The sequence below is a fragment of the Mesobacillus sp. AQ2 genome, assembly GCF_030122805.1.
Lineage (GTDB): Bacteria > Bacillota > Bacilli > Bacillales > Cytobacillaceae > Mesobacillus > Mesobacillus oceanisediminis_A.
The window spans coordinates 2,666,634-2,683,453 of the sequence record NZ_CP126080.1 but is presented as its reverse complement, the minus strand read 5'-3'; the positions used below and the strand labels follow the sequence as shown (position 1 = coordinate 2,683,453).

At 41.8% G+C, this 16,820-nt stretch carries 16 protein-coding genes; 13 read left to right on the top strand and 3 right to left on the bottom strand.

Annotated features, from left to right (window positions below; translation table 11 throughout):
• Positions 1-47: 47 nt before the first annotated feature.
• Positions 48-947: a glycerophosphodiester phosphodiesterase gene (locus QNH36_RS13440; protein WP_251540319.1), complete on the bottom strand. Its 900-nt coding sequence runs from the start codon at positions 945-947 to the stop codon at positions 48-50.
• 233 nt (positions 948-1,180) lie between these two features.
• On the opposite strand from QNH36_RS13440, the gene QNH36_RS13435 reads away from it, so the two are divergent.
• The 9 genes from QNH36_RS13435 to QNH36_RS13395 all read left to right on the top strand — a co-directional run bounded on the left by QNH36_RS13435 (position 1,181) and on the right by QNH36_RS13395 (position 13,162).
• A complete protein-coding gene (locus QNH36_RS13435) occupies positions 1,181-1,765 on the top strand; it encodes a YitT family protein (RefSeq protein WP_144480680.1) in 585 nt (194 codons plus the stop codon).
• A gap of 237 nt (positions 1,766-2,002) precedes the next feature.
• Complete coding sequence (locus QNH36_RS13430; RefSeq protein WP_144480682.1) at positions 2,003-2,695, top strand: FadR/GntR family transcriptional regulator; 693 nt, start codon at positions 2,003-2,005, stop codon at positions 2,693-2,695.
• A 45-nt stretch (positions 2,696-2,740) separates the two neighbouring features.
• Positions 2,741-4,066 carry an FAD-binding oxidoreductase gene (locus QNH36_RS13425; protein WP_144480684.1) on the top strand — a complete coding sequence of 442 codons (1,326 nt, stop codon included), beginning with the start codon at positions 2,741-2,743 and terminating at the stop codon, positions 4,064-4,066.
• A gap of 2 nt (positions 4,067-4,068) precedes the next feature.
• Positions 4,069-5,427 carry a (Fe-S)-binding protein gene (locus tag QNH36_RS13420; protein WP_144480686.1) on the top strand — a complete coding sequence of 453 codons (1,359 nt, stop codon included), beginning with the start codon at positions 4,069-4,071 and terminating at the stop codon, positions 5,425-5,427.
• Positions 5,427-6,893, top strand: coding sequence for an FAD-linked oxidase C-terminal domain-containing protein (locus tag QNH36_RS13415; RefSeq protein WP_144480891.1), 1,467 nt, complete (start codon positions 5,427-5,429; stop codon positions 6,891-6,893). Before QNH36_RS13420 ends, QNH36_RS13415 begins: the two co-directional genes overlap by 1 nt.
• Positions 6,894-7,037: 144 nt before the next feature.
• Positions 7,038-9,218, top strand: a complete 2,181-nt coding sequence (locus tag QNH36_RS13410; protein WP_283903647.1) for a malate synthase G — start codon at positions 7,038-7,040, stop codon at positions 9,216-9,218.
• 160 nt (positions 9,219-9,378) lie between these two features.
• Positions 9,379-10,158: a fumarylacetoacetate hydrolase family protein gene (locus tag QNH36_RS13405; protein WP_144480690.1), complete on the top strand. Its 780-nt coding sequence runs from the start codon at positions 9,379-9,381 to the stop codon at positions 10,156-10,158.
• 48 nt (positions 10,159-10,206) lie between these two features.
• Positions 10,207-10,989 carry an IclR family transcriptional regulator gene (locus tag QNH36_RS13400; RefSeq protein ID WP_144480692.1) on the top strand — a complete coding sequence of 261 codons (783 nt, stop codon included), beginning with the start codon at positions 10,207-10,209 and terminating at the stop codon, positions 10,987-10,989.
• 388 nt (positions 10,990-11,377) lie between these two features.
• Positions 11,378-13,162 carry an L-lactate permease gene (locus QNH36_RS13395; RefSeq protein ID WP_283903646.1) on the top strand — a complete coding sequence of 595 codons (1,785 nt, stop codon included), beginning with the start codon at positions 11,378-11,380 and terminating at the stop codon, positions 13,160-13,162.
• Between the two features lie 283 nt (positions 13,163-13,445).
• On the opposite strand, the gene QNH36_RS13390 is transcribed toward QNH36_RS13395, so the two are convergent.
• A complete protein-coding gene (locus QNH36_RS13390; protein WP_283903645.1) occupies positions 13,446-13,775 on the bottom strand; it encodes a DUF3231 family protein in 330 nt (109 codons plus the stop codon).
• 240 nt (positions 13,776-14,015) lie between these two features.
• On the opposite strand from QNH36_RS13390, the gene QNH36_RS13385 reads away from it, so the two are divergent.
• The 4 genes from QNH36_RS13385 (at position 14,016) to QNH36_RS13370 (ending at position 16,118) form a co-directional block, all read left to right on the top strand.
• Entirely contained in the window at positions 14,016-14,699 is a 684-nt protein-coding gene (locus tag QNH36_RS13385; RefSeq protein WP_144480698.1) for a Na-translocating system protein MpsC family protein, read from the top strand.
• Between the two features lie 257 nt (positions 14,700-14,956).
• Positions 14,957-15,229: a hypothetical protein gene (locus QNH36_RS13380; protein ID WP_144480700.1), complete on the top strand. Its 273-nt coding sequence runs from the start codon at positions 14,957-14,959 to the stop codon at positions 15,227-15,229.
• A 99-nt stretch (positions 15,230-15,328) separates the two neighbouring features.
• The gene (locus QNH36_RS13375; RefSeq protein WP_144480702.1) at positions 15,329-15,724 is read left to right on the top strand and encodes a flavoprotein; all 396 of its coding nucleotides are present in this window, start codon (positions 15,329-15,331) and stop codon (positions 15,722-15,724) included.
• A 25-nt stretch (positions 15,725-15,749) separates the two neighbouring features.
• Positions 15,750-16,118, top strand: a complete 369-nt coding sequence (locus QNH36_RS13370; RefSeq protein ID WP_144480704.1) for a YbaN family protein — start codon at positions 15,750-15,752, stop codon at positions 16,116-16,118.
• Between the two features lie 292 nt (positions 16,119-16,410).
• Here QNH36_RS13370 and QNH36_RS13365 read toward each other — a convergent pair whose 3' ends face one another.
• Positions 16,411-16,743, bottom strand: a complete 333-nt coding sequence (locus QNH36_RS13365) for a cyclic-phosphate processing receiver domain-containing protein (protein WP_144480706.1) — start codon at positions 16,741-16,743, stop codon at positions 16,411-16,413.
• Between the last annotated feature and the right edge of the window lie 77 nt (positions 16,744-16,820).

Sequence of the window (16,820 nt, the reverse complement as noted above, 5' to 3'; positions counted from 1 at the left end):
ATAAAAACGCCAAAAGCATGCGTTTTTATCTTTTATCTGCCTAATATTTAATGTGTGTTATTTTTTTCATGAAGAACTTCTTGCAATCGGTCTGGGAAGTTTGTAAACATTCCTGTGACACCCCAATCAAGGAGTTTTCTCATATCTTCCTTCTCATTGACTGTATACGGATGTATCAGCAAATTATACTCTCTGACCTTTTGTACATATGCTTCATCTATACGGTTGAAATTCATGCCCAGTCCGATGCTGTATGTTTTATATTCCTCTAGTTCAGCATCTGTAATGGCTGCTGTCTCGTCATACCATAATAATTGGATAAGCGGGATATCAGGATTTAAATCATGAATCTTCTTCAGGCTTTCAGGGCTGAAGGATTGGATCAAAACTTTGCTGGAAGGAGCATTAACTCCTGTTAACTTATACTCTTCAAGTATTTCTAACAATTTTTCTTCCATCCCTGGGTATACTTCAGGCGATTTTGTCTCGATATAGTAGCGGGCATCCTTGCCGAATTTCTGGATCACTTCTTCAAGTGTTGGCACTTTCAGTCCTGCATATTCCTCTTTTGCATAGTCCGGATATTTTTCATTGAACCATGAGCCGGCATCCAGCTTTTTGATTTCATCCAGCGTATAGTCCTTGACGAGTCCGGTTCCGTTTGTTGTCCGGTCCAATGTTTCATCATGCATGGCAATCAATTGGCCATCCTTTGTCATTTGAAGGTCGACTTCTATGTAGTCTCCTTTCATCTTCTCACCCAATTCATAGGAAGTGAGTGTGTGCTCCGGTGCATATCCAGATGCTCCCCGATGTGCCACATTTAAAATTTGGTTTGCTGTTAAGGATGGATCAACAGGTTCAGCCGCCGCGGCCGAGTCAACTATTCCCGAACCGATTCCAATCAAGGCTGCTGACATTAAGATGTTTCTGAAAATTGGTTTCATATTTTGTAATCTCCTTTCGTGATATTTCTTCTTAATAATAATTCCGAAAGTTTAAGAGAATATGAATTTAAAGTTAAGAAGAGTTTAGATTCTATTAAGTTATGGATTTAGCAAATATCTTTTAAACGTTGACTAATTAGAGGTTCTTTTCATTGTAAGATTAAGGATGAATTTAACGGAGGAATCACTCATAGGATAATGTATTCAGTAAAGTTCCGGGAGGAGAAGGAGATTTGGCAGGAAAAATAGTTACCATCACCATTGCCAGTGTGTTCATTGGGGTCGGGATAAATGGTTTTATTATTCCTTCTCATCTGATTAATGGGGGCGTTTGGGGAATCAGCCTATTGCTTAGTTATTTATTAGGATGGAAATTGGCAATAATCTTTACTTTTTTAAACGTTCCTATTTATTTTATAGCCATTTATTATGATATGAACCTTTTTTTCTACGGCCTAATTGGTACATTTATATCTGCCTTAATGATCAGCCTTTTATCTCCTCTAAATGGAATGTTTCATTTTCCGTTTCTGATAAGTATTTGTTTAGGAGGTATCTTTGTGGGAACTGGAGCCGGCCTGATGTTAAGAATTCATGCGAGTCCTGGAGGTCTGGATTTACTGGCGCTGATGCTATCAAAAATTTTTTCGCTAAATGTTGGAGTGATCATCCTGATGATAGATACTTTCATCATCTTAAGCGGGGCAGTCATCTTTAAACAGACTGTATTTCTTTACTCCCTAGTGATTGTTACACTTGTTGGCCTGATAGCATTACTGTTTACATCAATAAAATCGATAACAATATATAGGTATTGATTGGAAAAGGATAGGGGGGAACCTATCCTTTTTTTACTTTAAAGCTAAAGAGAATATGAATTTTAAAGTTAAGAAGAATTTGTCTCCTATTCCAAATTATGGAAAGTGTAAATTAACTTATTAGATTTTTTAATATTTTCAAACTATTTTGTTGATTCCAACACATTTTAATGCTTAAATAGATTTAAGTATGACACATATCAGATATGTGATATCTGACGATAAGGGGGTGAAGTGGTGAAGGTGGAGAAGATTCCAACTAAAAAAGTGTCTGAGTCGGTTACGGAGCAAATCGAGAAAATGATTGAAGAGGGGACTTTCCTTCCGGGAGAAAAGCTTCCTTCGGTCCGTGAACTTTGTGACATGTTCGGAGTCGGCCGTTCCGCGGTACGGGACGCCATTACAACCCTTAAAGGAAAGGGTGCTGTTACCGTGAAGCAGGGGGAAGGTACCTACATATGTAAGTTCGACTCTGGAAAATTATTTAACAATCACCTTCTGCTTCCAAGTTCAAAGGACATAAGCCAGCTTTTTCAGGTAAGGAAACTCCTTGAGCCAGGCATTGCAGGCATTGCTGCGCAGAACCGTTCTGAGGCCGATTTGGAGTTAATGGCCGAATTGCTTTCCGGAAAAGGGGAAAATAGCTGGGAAGCTGATTATAACTTTCACATGGCGATTGCGAGAGCTGCCGGTAACGAAATCCTTGTTCAGCTGCTTGAATTCATTTCAGCATCCATGAAAAAAACGATGATCGGATTCCATGGCTTTATAGAAGAAGACAGGGCAGTTTTTGAAGAGATCGCCGGCCAGCACTACGGGATTTATCAGATGATCCTGACAAAAAATCCTGCTCACGCAAAACGATTGATGCAGGAACATCTGGACTGTGTAGAAGATCTGCTGAAAAATAGTTCCGTTTTAAATGTTTAAAAAAACAAATTTTGTTTCTTACTCAGAAACAGTTGGAGGGCTGCCATGATTACCGCAGAGCTTTTAACGGAGATAAAAGCTGTTTTTCCTGAAACTCAGATATCGGAAGGAGGAGACGGAAAGCAACCTTTTGGCAATGGAGGGGTGTTGACAGTATTTCCGAATACCGAAAAGGAAATCGCAAGTCTATTAAAATATGCCAATGAGACAAATAAAACCGTGAATGTCATTGGCGGAGGGACAAAAAAAGGATACGGGGGAACAACTGAAAGTGCAGATATCCTTCTGTCACTGTCCAATTGTAAAGGAATCGTCGAGCATGTTCCCGGGGATATGACACTTACAGTTAAACCGGGTACCACCTTTAAAGAAATCCAGGATTATTTGCTGGATTTTAACCAAAAAATCGCACTTGATCCATTCTTGCCTGCCTATGCGACAATTGGCGGTATAATTTCTGCCAATGACAGCGGACCCAAACGGCTTGGCTATGGGTCGGCGCGTGATGCAGTCATCGGACTCCGGATTGTTTATCCAGACGGTACTGTCATCCGCTCAGGAGGAAAGGTTGTAAAGAATGTTGCAGGCTATGATATGAACAAATTGTTTATCGGGGCAATGGGCACTCTTGGAGTGATTTCCGAAATCACCTTGAAGCTTCGTCCTGTGGCAAAATACGAAAGCCTGGTACTTCTTAAATTTCGTCAAGAAAGTCTGGAAGATGCAAGGACTTTTGCTGTAAAACTGCTGGATACGGTAATTGAACCAGTTGCCCTGGAGCTGATCAATCCCTCATTATCAGCAAAACTCTTAAATGAAAAGGTTTACACCATGGCAGTCAGTCTCGAAGATGTGGAAAGCTCCGTGATGTATCAGGAAGATTTTATCCAGAAGCATAAGCCATCTGAGTCCAGTCTGGACATCCTTCGGAATGAAGAGGCAAGATCATTCTGGAATGAATTTTATGGATTCGTGCCAAATGCTGCTGTTAGTAATACTGAAAAACAAACAGAAGCAATATTGAAGATCGGCACTGTGAATATGAATGTAATCAAAATATTGCAGGAATGTCAGGTGGTACAGGATTCCCATAATCTGCTCATAGAAGCGCATGGCGGTCTTGGTCATGGAATAAGCCAGTTGGTACTGAAGGGAGCAGAGGCAGACATTAATTCTGCAATCCATCCTTTAAGAAGCAAAGCTGAAGAACTTAGCGGTTATGCTGTAGTCAGGCATTTACCCCTTGAACAGCGCAAAATGGTAAATGTATGGGGAGAAAAGCAGGCACACCAGTTCATTCTGGATGGAATCAAAACAAAGATTGATCCAAATCGAGTCCTGAATCCTGGACGTTTTGTTGGGGGGATATAATTGTGAGTTTACGAGAGATAGATTTAAAGCAAGAGCCTGCTTGCAGTTCCAAGACTTTAGGCAATTACCTCTGGAGCGACCTTCCAGATGAAAATAAATGGGCCGACTGTGTCCATTGCGGCATGTGTCTAGAATCTTGCCCAACCTATGAACTTACGGGTCAGGAACAGCATTCTCCGCGAGGAAGGGTCCATTTGATCAAGTCGGTTGCAGAAGGCAAACTCTCGGTAAATGAGCAGTTCATGGATCCTGTGTTCGCCTGTCTCGATTGTCGTGCCTGTACAACTGCCTGTCCTGCCGATGTCAATGTCGGTGGCCTGATTGAAGAAGCCCGCGGACAAATTCGCCAGGCGATGCCGCTGACAGGCTGGAAGGGTGCAGTAAACAAACTGTTCCTTCAAGAGTTGTTCCCGCATCAAAATCGCCTTAATTCCTTGGGCAGCCTGCTGAAATTTTACCAAAAGAGCGGCATTCAGAAGGCAGTCAGGAAAACGGGGCTGATCAACATCATGCCGAAACACCTTGTGGAAATGGAAGCAATCATGCCGGAGGTACATGAACCTGTACGCAAAAAATATCAGAATGTCGATGTGATCAAGGCGAAAACAGAAACAAAAAATGAAGTAGCGATGCTGACTGGCTGCGTAATGGACGTCATGTTCAGTGATGTCAATGAAGCAACCATAAATGTATTGACCCGAAATGGCAACGATGTCATCATTCCGAGGAATCAAACATGCTGCGGGGCACTGCATGTCCATGCTGGTGACAGGGAAACAGGCAGGAAGCTTGCCAGGAAAAATATTGAAGCATTCAAGGATGCTGATAAAGTCATTGTTAACGCAGCGGGATGCGGAAGCATGCTAAAGGAGTACCATGAATTGTTCCGCGACGATCCCGAGTGGCATGACAGGGCGTTGGAGTTCTCCAAGAAGGTTGAAGACATTTCTAAATATCTTCATGACACTGGATATGAAAAGCCAAAAGCAGCGATGAACGTCAGGATGACCTATCATGATGCTTGCCACCTGGCACATGGACAGGGAATAAGACAGGAACCGCGGGATCTTCTTTTGAATATCCCTGGAGTGGAAATGGTGCATATGCCTAACTCTGACCGCTGCTGCGGCAGTGCGGGAATCTATAACATCACAAACCCTGATATGGCCGGTGCTGTCCTTGAAAGTAAAATGGAAAATGTCCCGGAAGATGTTGAGATGATTTCGATGGGGAATCCGGGATGCATGCTTCAGATGGCAATCGGAGTCGAGAAGCACGGAAGAAATCAAAAGGTTGTCCATACGATTCAGCTGCTTGATTGGGCTTATCAAAAAGAAGATAGCCAGAAGGAGGGTGAATGATGGCAAAGAAAGGTATTCAATCGAAGGACCCTCATGTCCTGAATCTAGCTAAAATCGTCGGTTATGATCCTGTCCGCAAGTCCGTTCTCTATGAAAAGGAAGATCTTCTTGCCTATGACTGTGACGGTTTCACCATCCATAAGCATCTGCCAAGGGTTGTCGTTTTCCCGAAGAATACAGCTGAAGTTGCTGCCATCGTTAAATACTGTCATGAAAGTGAACTGCCATTTTTAGCAAGAGGGGCAGGAACGGGTCTGAGCGGAGGAGCAATTCCTTTGAACGGAGAGGTAATCATCAGCATGGTCCGGATGAAAAAACTCCTGAGTGTTGATTTTGAAAACAGACGTGCAGTGGTGGAACCAGGATTTGTCAACCTTAAACTTACCAACTCCATTTCAGATAAGGGATATTATTATGCTCCGGATCCATCGAGCCAGTATTGCTGTACGATCGGCGGGAATGTGGCCGAGAACGCTGGGGGAGCGCATTGCCTGAAATATGGTGTTACGACGAACCATATTCTCGGACTTGAGGTTGTCCTGCCAAATGGGGATATTATAGAAATCGGAAAAGATGGTATCCCGGATCTGCCGGGCTACGACCTGCTTGGATTATTGACTGGTTCCGAAGGCACATTGGGGATTGTTACAAAAATAACTGTAAGGATATTGAAGAATCCAGAAGGAAAGCAAACCGTGCTTGCCTACTTTGATAAAGTAGCAGATGGCAGCAAAGCTGTATCAGATATTATTTCAGCTGGAATTGTCCCTGCTGCACTGGAGATGATGGATCAAACGGCGATTGAAGGCGTGGAGGCAGCCGCTTTTCCTGTAGGGCATCCAAAGGACATAGAGGCTGTGCTCCTGATCGAAGTGGATGGAATTGCCGCTGGCCTCGATGAACAGATCAACCAGATTCTTGAGGTATGCAATAACAATAATGTCCGCGAAGTAAAAGCAGCCCAGAGTGAACAGGAAAGAGCAAGATGGTGGGCCAACCGGAAAACGGGTTTTGGAGCGATGGGCGCAATATCACCTGATTATTTAGTACAGGATGGCGTTATCCCAAGAAGCAGGCTCCCTGAGGTTTTAAAGCGGATCAATGAAATAAGCGAAGAATTTGGGCTGAGGATCGCCAATATCTTTCATGCCGGGGATGGGAACCTGCACCCACTCGTTCTGTTTGATGCGAGAAAGCCGGGGGAATCCGAAAGAGCGCTGGAAGCCGGAAGCATGTGTCTGAAGGTTTGTGCAGATGTCGGCGGAACGATAACCGGTGAACATGGAGTTGGAATAGAGAAAAGGGAAGAAATGCGGTTTGTGTTCAATGACGAGGAAATCCATGCACAAACAGAAATCAGGCAGGTATTCAACCCTAAAAATCTCTTGAATGCTGGAAAACTCTTCCCATCTCCTGGACGTTGTGTCGAGGTGAAAAAGGAAATTGCCGCGGCTTCATCTCAATAAAAATCAGAATAATCAAAAGGGATAAAATATTTGAAATGCAACCGAAATTCATGATATGATTTTTTTAAAGAAATTTTGAAACAGCGTTTCGTAATAAGAAACAAATACTTATTAACGAAAAGGTAAAGGGAGGAAAGTATTCGCATGGCAGACTATGTAAAAGCGGGCAACTTACAGGTAGCAGTAGAACTATATGAATTTATCAATTCCGAGGTTCTTCCGGGAACAGGGGTGGATCAGGAACAGTTCTGGTCCGGATTGGGCAGTCTGGTCCAGGAACTGGCCCCAAGAAACAGGGAGCTTTTGAAGGTCCGCGACGAAATCCAGGAAAAACTGAATTCATGGCATAGGGAAAACAACGGAGATTTCGATTTTGAAAAATATAAGTCGTTCCTAAATGAAATCGGTTACCTGGAGCCGGAAACGGAAGATTACCAGGTCACTACAGAAGCTGTTGATGAAGAGGTTGCTTTGCAGGCAGGTCCGCAGCTGGTCGTCCCAGTCAATAACGCACGCTATGCGATCAATGCGGCAAATGCACGCTGGGGAAGTCTGTATGATGCGCTTTATGGCACAGATGCCATCAGTGAAGAAAATGGAGCAGAAAAAGGTCTTGGCTACAATCCGGTACGCGGTGATAAAGTTATCGCTTATGGCAGGGATTTTCTTGACAAGGCTGCCTCATTAGCGGAGGGGTCCCATAAAGATGCAGAGAAATATGCCGTTGTTGATGGAAAGCTGGCTGTTACACTTTCTGGCGGTACCAGAACTGGCTTAAAGGAAGAGGAAAAGCTGGCAGGTTACCAGGGAGATGCTGATGCACCAAAGGCTGTATTGCTGAAAAATAACCGTTTGCATTTTGAAATCCAGATCGATCAGGAACATCCGATTGGCAAGACTGATAAAGCCGGGGTAAAAGATATCCTGCTTGAAGCAGCACTGACAACAATCATGGACTGCGAGGATTCTGTCGCAGCGGTTGATGCTGAGGACAAAGTTGTCGTTTATCGCAGCTGGCTGGGATTGCAAAAGGGTGATCTTTCCGCGACATTCAACAAGAATGGCCGCAGCATGACCAGGACGATGAATCCTGACCGCCAGTACTCAGCTCCTAATGGGGAGGAATTTACCCTTAAAGGCCGCTCACTTATGTTCGTTCGCAATGTGGGCCACTTGATGACAAGCAATGCTGTCCTTGATGCCGAAGGAAATGAAGTTCCAGAAGGTATCCTCGATACGGTCTTTACTAGCTTGATCGCTAAACATTCCGTAATTGGAAATACAAAATACCAGAATTCCTCCAAGGGTTCAGTCTATATTGTAAAACCTAAAATGCATGGCTCAAGGGAAGTTGCGTTTGCCAATGAGTTGTTCGACCGGACAGAGGATTTAGTCGGTCTTGAACGCAATACTCTTAAAATCGGAGTAATGGATGAAGAACGCCGTACAAGTCTAAACCTTAAGGCTTGTATCCGTGAAGTGAAAGACAGGGTCGTATTCATCAACACTGGATTCCTCGACCGTACTGGCGATGAGATGCATACTTCAATGGAAGCTGGTCCAATGGTCCGCAAAAATGATATGAAATCATCCGTTTGGCTTCAGGCTTATGAAAAGTCCAATGTTGCAACGGGACTTGATGTTGGTTTCCAAGAACATGCGCAAATCGGTAAAGGGATGTGGGCGATGCCTGATTTGATGGGACCAATGCTTGAGCAAAAGATTGGCCACTTAAAGGCGGGAGCCAATACTGCATGGGTGCCATCTCCAACAGCTGCGACTTTACACGCGCTTCACTACCATCAGGTGGATGTATTTGAAGTCCAGGACCAGCTGGCAGGCGAATCAAAGGATTACCGTGATGATATCCTGCAAATCCCTGTCGCTGACAATCCTCAATGGAAGGAAGAGGAAATCCAGGAAGAGCTGGATAATAACGCACAGGGAATCCTCGGTTATGTGGTCCGCTGGGTGGAGTCAGGAATTGGCTGCTCCAAAGTTCCTGACATCAATGATGTAGGATTGATGGAGGACAGGGCAACATTAAGGATTTCCAGCCAGCATATGGCAAACTGGCTTCATCATGGAGTTTGCACTAAAGATCAAGTACTTGAGACTTTACAACGTATGGCAAAAGTCGTTGACAAGCAAAATGAGCTGGATCCTTCCTACCGCCCAATGGCAGAGGACTTTGACAACTCGGTTGCTTTCCAGGCCGCATGCGACCTTGTGTTTCGCGGGTTTGAACAGCCAAATGGATATACAGAGCCAATCCTCCATCGCCGCCGGCAGGAAGCTAAAGCAAAGTATGCTGTGAAAAACTAATCTATTTCAACTGGGGCATTCTATCCAGATAAGAGTGCCCCTGTTCCATATGTAAAAAACAGGTCAAGAAAAATAGTTTCTTATTTTAAATAAACATGCAATAAACCATAAACTGCATAGATAACTCTAATGAACCTTAGAGTCTGAGAGGAGCAAAAGGATGAAATTCGCTAGATTTACAGTTGATACAAAGGAGTATTCAGGTGTCGTTACGGATGAAGGCATCAAGGGCATTTCAGGAGATATGTTGGGTAGCTGGGATTATTCAGGAGAAGTCTTTTCAGCTGAAGAGGTTAAGTTCCTTGCCCCTCTTGTTCCAAACCAAATAATTGGAATCGGCGCCAATTTTGTTGCGAAAAAGGAGGATCTCCCATCTGAACTTCCGGAGATTCCTGTGTTTTTCTTTAAACCTGTATCTTCTGTTATCGGGACTGAAGAAGAAATCATCATACCTGAAGGAACAGAACAAGTTAAATTTGAATCTGAACTTGCCGTCGTGATTGGGAAAGAAGCAAGGAATATTTCAGAATCGGAAGTTTTAGACTATGTGTTTGGTTATACGATCGGCAACGATGTCACAGCACCAAGCTTTTTCCACCAGGATGGACATTGGACAATCGGCAAATCCTTTGATACCTTTACACCACTTGGACCAGTAATCGAAACTGAACTCGACCCTTTCAAAGTAAATGTAAAGGCAAATTTAAACGGTGTTGAAAAACAAAACAGCCCTGCTGAGTTGATGATCATTCCAATCCGCAAAATGATTTCTTATTTGACAAAGGTCATGACGCTTAAACCCGGGGATGTCATCCTTACAGGCAGTCCAGTAGGTGCAGAGCTAGTGGGCTCAGAAGATGTAATTGAGTGTCAGATTGATGAGATAGGAACGCTTAAGAATGTTTTTACAGCTGTCAAGGAAAAAACAACTGCCAGCTGACAACACCGCAAACTAATCAAGGGGCAGCAGTACATGAGGTGAGGGAAAGTGGAAAGGGAAAATGTTGTTAAATCAGTCAGCCGTGCACTTGATATCATCCAGTTGGTCAGTTTGAAAAAGGGCGGATTAGGAGTAACAGAGATTTCAAAACAAATAGATATTAATAAAAGCTCTGTTTACAGAATACTTTCAACTCTTGCTCAATATGGTTATATTGAACAAGACGAGTCAACAGGCCGTTATAAACTGGGGTATAAATTTCTGGAAATCAGCTCTAAACTGCTTGATTCAATCGATTTGAGAGCAGAAGCTAGACCATTCCTCCAGGAGCTGGAGAATGAGACTAATGAAGTCATCCATCTTGTCGTATATGATCAGGGAGAGGTCGTTTATATTGAGAAACTGGAAGGAACTGAGACATTAAGGATGCATTCAAAGGTTGGAAAGCGTGCTCCTATGCACTGTACATCCGTAGGAAAAGCGATTCTTGCTTATCAGCCAACTGCCATCGTCCAGGAAATCATTGACCGTAAAGGCCTGCCAATACACACAGATAAGACCATTACTGAAAAAAATGTCTTGTTCGAGGAGTTGATCCGGGTAAAAAAAGCGGGATATGCTCTTGACCTTGAAGAGAATGAAAGTGGAATCACCTGTATTGCCGTCCCTATTTTCGACCATCTTGGAAAAGTTGTTGCTGCTGTCAGTATTTCAGGACCATCAATCCGGATGACCGAGGAAAGACTTGAGCAGCTGAAAAAGAAGATGGTCAATGTGGGGCTGAGGATTTCTTCACGACTTGGCTACTCAAAACCAAATCAACTTAATTAAGAAGAGTCAAAAAATTTGTTCGATGTTATATCGGGCAAATTTTTTTGTTTTTTTTAGATATAAAACCCAACCCGCATTTAACCTGCTGTTCTTTTGAAAAATCATCCATACCATTTAACTTCAAAAAATATTTAATCTTTGACAAAAACATCTGTTTCCCAGCTTTATATGCAATTGAGACCTGTTAATTTATAAAGGCAAAAAAATCCTTTTATTAATATAATAATCTAAATTTTCTTAAAATTGTTGAAATTCGGACTGGATTGTTTGTATAATAAGAAATAGGTGTTATATAACATGAATCTTATAGTTATATAACAATGTTGCGTGATTCGCAACAATAAAATTCATTGTTTTTTATTATCAAACAAAAGGGAGATGGTGTTTTGTGAGTACTGGATTGTTAGCGTTTTTATCCTTGCTGCCGATTCTTGCGGTAGGTATTTTTCTGGTCGGACTAAGATGGCCAGCAAGCAAGGCGATGCCAATTTCATATTTGGTGGCCATAGGCCTTGCCTTGTTCGTATGGAAAGTGCCTGGTGCCAATGTTGGTGCTGCCTCAGTTCATGGGTTGATTGTAGCAGGAACTCTTCTTTACATTATTTTTGGAGCGATCTTGCTGTTGAACACTTTACAGGAAAGCGGCGGGATAAAAACAATCCGCCAGGGATTCACCGATATTTCAGCGGACAGAAGGATACAGGTTATCATTATTGCCTGGCTGTTTGGCTCGTTCATTGAAGGCTCCGCAGGATTCGGCACTCCAGCAGCGGTGGCTGTACCTTTACTGGTCGGACTGGGATTTCCGGCTATGGCGGCGGTAGTGGCCGGTATGGTCATCCAGAGTACCCCAGTCTCGTTTGGTGCAGTTGGGACTCCGATGCTTGTAGGCGTTTTTACAGGATTATCCGCAGACTCAAGCATCACGAGTGATTTCCTTGGCCTCGTGGATCTCATTGCTGTAAAGGTTGCTCTGCTGCATATGATTGCAGGAACCCTGGTACCATTGTTTGTTGTTGCCCTGATGACAAGGTATTTCGGGAAAAACAAATCGTTCTCGGAAGGAATCAAAGTCTGGAAATTTGCACTGTTCGCTTCGTTTGCGATGACGATTCCATATATAATTGTCGTGAACATCCTAGGACCAGAGTTCCCTTCAATGATTGGCGGCCTGGTTGGATTGGTGATTGTCATTTTTGCCGCTAAAAAAGGATTCCTGATGCCATCGAAAGAAGAAGAATGGGATTTTGAAGAAAAATCAAAGTGGGATGCTGAATGGATCGGCAATCTTGAAATCAAGGATGTTACCCATAAAAGCGGCAGCATGAGCATGTTTCGTGCATGGACACCTTATGTTCTCGTTGGTGTGCTATTGATCCTGACAAGGCTCAATTCCCTTCCGATAGCAGGGTGGTTTAAAGCATGGACCGTATCATTTGAAGACATATTCGGCTCAGGAATTACATCCAGCTTTCAGCCGTTGTACTTGCCGGGAACCATTTTCATCATCGTCTCCCTGATTACCTATTTCCTGCATGGAATGAATGCAAGCGCATACAAAAAAGCATGGTTCCAGTCCGGCAAAACGATGATTTCTGCTTCAACTGCACTTATTTTTACCGTGCCAATGGTTCAGGTTTTCCTGAACACCGGTGGCGGGGCTGCGGGATTTGATAAGATGCCGATTGAACTTGCAAATGGGGTGGCTGCCCTGGCAGGAGATAATTGGCCGCTGTTCTCAACCTTCATTGGAGGTATGGGCGCGTTTATCGCCGGCAGCAACACGGTCAGCAATATGATGTTCTCTTTATTCCAGTATAACGTAGGATCAAACATCGGTGTCGATCCTACCTGGATCGTTGCTCTCCAGGCAGTTGGAGGCGCAGCTGGAAACATGATATGTGTGCATAATGTGGTAGCTGCATCCGCGGTCGTTGGCCTGGTAGGAAAAGAAGGCGCTGTCATCAGGAAAACTCTCTTCCCATTCACATATTACGCATTGCTTACCGGATCGGTTGGCTACTCAATTGTCTGGTACTCACAAAAAGGAATATTCAACCTCGGTTCCTATATTGCCGTAGCCATCGCCGTTGCCGCGGTATACATCATTGCTACTAATAACAGAAGATCTGGTCTCTTATTGCAGGAGACACAGCCAGTGGTTAAACAGTAGAACTTTAGAAAGGGTCTCCATCAAGGTAACGGAGACCCTTTTTAGGATAGTTTTAACAAAAGTGTCTCCATCAGGAAAAAAAGGGAATAACCAAGGATTAATGCACTCAAGCGTTGAGTGCATTATTTTTATCATTATAAGACAGCAGACTCCCTCTTCAATCGAGAGAAGTTCATTTAGCCTTGAGATAAGGGGAGATGAATGTCGGTTGGCGAGAGCCAAAGCACTAACTGGCATGATATAATTGGAACATATGTTCCTGTTGGGCAAGGTGAGTTTAGTGCTAGTGAAAAAGGCGTTTAAGTTTCGTATTTTCCCAAACATCCCCCACTTCAAACGGTTCGAAAGAGCAGTTAAGTGGCGGGTAGTTCAAGTATTTCAGATGAAAGATATCAGAGAACTGTCTTTCTGATTTCAGATTGACATCCTGTTCTGTAAACCCATGCGTAACAGAAATGTTTTCATTGATGAACATCTCTTTGAATTTAGCGACATGCTGTTGTGAAAGTTCCAGTGCATGCTCCACCAATATTTTGATTTCTGGATCTTCAATGTTCTGCAAAAAATAATGCAGGACACATATTGACGTAGTGTCGCTTAAGTCGTGGCCCATATGAAGGATAAATCGGCTGCTGTCATTTTGATGGTATTATGATTGCTTTCCAAGATTCCGCCCCCTTTCATTCAAGAAGTACTATTCCCAATACAAATCATAAATATAACGATGAACACTAATTAAATGATACATAATTCAAGGGATAAATCCTAAATTTAAATACGATTCATAAATGGTTTTATTGCTCCTTAAAGAGGGAAAAAACAAGGAGGAGTATATTGCATTGTGAGGTAGATTATGGATTTTGCTGAATTAGAAAAAGAAATCAGTGGATATATTGGACGTTTGTTGCGGGAAAACTTTGGGCGTGGTCCAGGCAATGTTTTTTGCACGATTTCAAGCCCGTTTGTTTCAATTTATATCACCAATTTCTTATCCCCAATGGAAAACACACTTATTTCAAATAAACAGAGTGTCTATGTGCAAAAAACAAGAGACTTAATGATGGAAACACTTGAAGAACAAATTAAGTCATACATCGAGATGAATACGAAAGATGAAATAAAAGAGTTTTATTATGATTGGAATCTTGAAGCCAAATCAGGAATGTTCCTGTTTATTTTTAAAAATGACCGCCCTTATAACTTTGGATGCTTTGATAATAAAGACTTAATCGAAAACGAAACTGTCAAACTCAGTATGGAAATACAAAAGGCCCCAAAAGAAACTCATTGCAAGTTGTTAAATGAGCGTACTTTGATCATTGTTCGGCACGGTATCCTCATCAGTCTGGAAAAAGAATTCATCCAACTAGGCTTTTCGGAAACCTTGAAAATTGCAAAGCTAAATCTTGAAAAGAAGGTCATTAAAAATCATCGGGATTCCTATGAAAAATATCTTAATGCCAGGATCACCGATTATTTTGTGGACTGGAATTTCGAACAGGATAAAAGCTATACTTTATTCATTTTGAAGCCTTAATTAAAGATGAACTTGAATAAAAATAGATAAGATGTTACTATACTTATTAGGGTAATGATTAAGACTCTTAATCTTACTTAAAAACATTTTGTAAGTTTTATTCAAAAAATCAAATAAAATGACTTCTGATTGTAATGAATGGGCATAGAACCAGAACATAAGTCAGAAAAGGATTAATCTGATTAATCCTTTTCTGGCTTTTTTTATTGTCATATATTGGATTAAATAACTACTGTAAAGGATGATTTTACAACATAATGACTATCAGCAATAGAGATTTAATTTCATGTATTGAAAACTTTATTTCAGCAAAAAAGACGACTCTTTCGGATACACCGAATACAATCAAGAAAAAAGAGCTGGAATCCTATTTAGAAGAATTTGCGGCCGAGCAGGGCATTGATTATAAAAAAAAGGAAGAGCCGACCAGAACTAGTTATTCCTTTACCGTACAGGGACAAGAGGCACTCGTGGAATTTTTCTATCGGTACAGTCATTTTTACACCAGACATTCTATTACTCTTAAATAATCAAGCTGTTCCTATGGAGCAGCTTTTTATATTTTGTTATTGAATTAAACAGAATGGTATAGGATAATTTTGTCAATGTGCTTTAAGGGGGCAGGGAAATTGGAAAAGTCATTTAATCGCTTTTTTGAAGAATATCTGAAAGAATGGAAGAAGTCTTCTTTAACTCAATTTAAATCGATGATTTCAAGGGAATACCAGGCAAGAGAAGTAACACAGGGGAAAATTCATGATTTTGGATTTGATGAATCCATTCGAGGATGGGAGCATGGTTTCAATTTTGTCAAAAGCAACGGCGCAGTATGGGATTTAGCAGAAGTAAAGAGGATTCAGCTCAGGGAGCAAGAAATAATGGCAGTAATCATTGCGAAACTGGTTATTGACGGAAAAAAGATGGATACTTGTAATCTTTTCTTTCAAACATTCACTTATGATTTCGGCTGGAAGTTAATCAGGAGTTACATAGAGGCTGGCATTCCTGTAAGCCAGTTTGATTAGCGAAGTACCGCAAGGAGGATGAACGATGAACATCGCAGTAAAAGTTATATTGATCATCATTGGATCGCTCTCAATCATATTAGGAGTGATTGGGATCGTGGTTCCTCTTTTGCCTACTACCCCGCTAATCTTGTTAGGGGCAGCTTGTTATTTCAAAGCGTCCGATGAACTGTACAAAAAATTAATCCGGAATAAATGGCTGGGCGGGTATATAAAGGATTTCCGTGAGAAAAACGGAATCACGCTGAAGAACAAAATTTTAAGCATCAGTCTTATGTGGATATCGATAGCTGCAACATTGTTAATAGTCGATTTCTATTTTTGGCTTGCAGCTGGTCTAATTATTATAGCTGTAACAGTAAGTGCTTATATCCTATCATTCGATACTCTTTAAAGGCTGCCAAACCAGAGGGGAATTAAGCTTTTGCCCGAGACTCGTATTTTACAAAAATTTAATATCAATAATACAAGAAAGAGCAATGTGATCCATTGCTCTTTTAATCTTTTTTGATAATGAGTATTAAGTTCAACCAGAAATAATTAATATTACTGGATCATTATTCAGAAAAGGAATCTATTAATGAAAAGAGCGTCCATTAAATCAAAAGTGGCTGAATTAATTGTAAGCAAGGGGATTGTGGACATCTGCACTTAGGGAATGGATTTGTAGAGTCAAGTGATATGCATTAGTAATGCAGGGGCAGGGGGCGTAAATAAATATTGATGGTGTTGGGCATCAAGCTGTCTTTCTGAGCTTGTTTAAAACTGTTGAACATTGCCTTTCCTCCGGTATGGTTAGCGGAGTGGATGGTGATTCTTTCAGCGTAAAGTTGTTTAGTAATCATTATTTTCACGAGCATTAATCCATTCCTTACATGATTTGTAAGGTCATGGTCGAGTGAAAGATGGTCGATATCGTAATTATGAAGAAGGTACAGACATTCATCAATCGTTTCGGCCAAAATATAACCCTCTGGCGGTCGGCGGTAATCATCCATAAAAACACTTATTTTCTCCATTTCTAGCACTCCTTCCTAAAAGAGGGGTGACTAAGAAAAGTCGGATAGCCCAAAATTCTTTCTTAATCTAAAGCCTA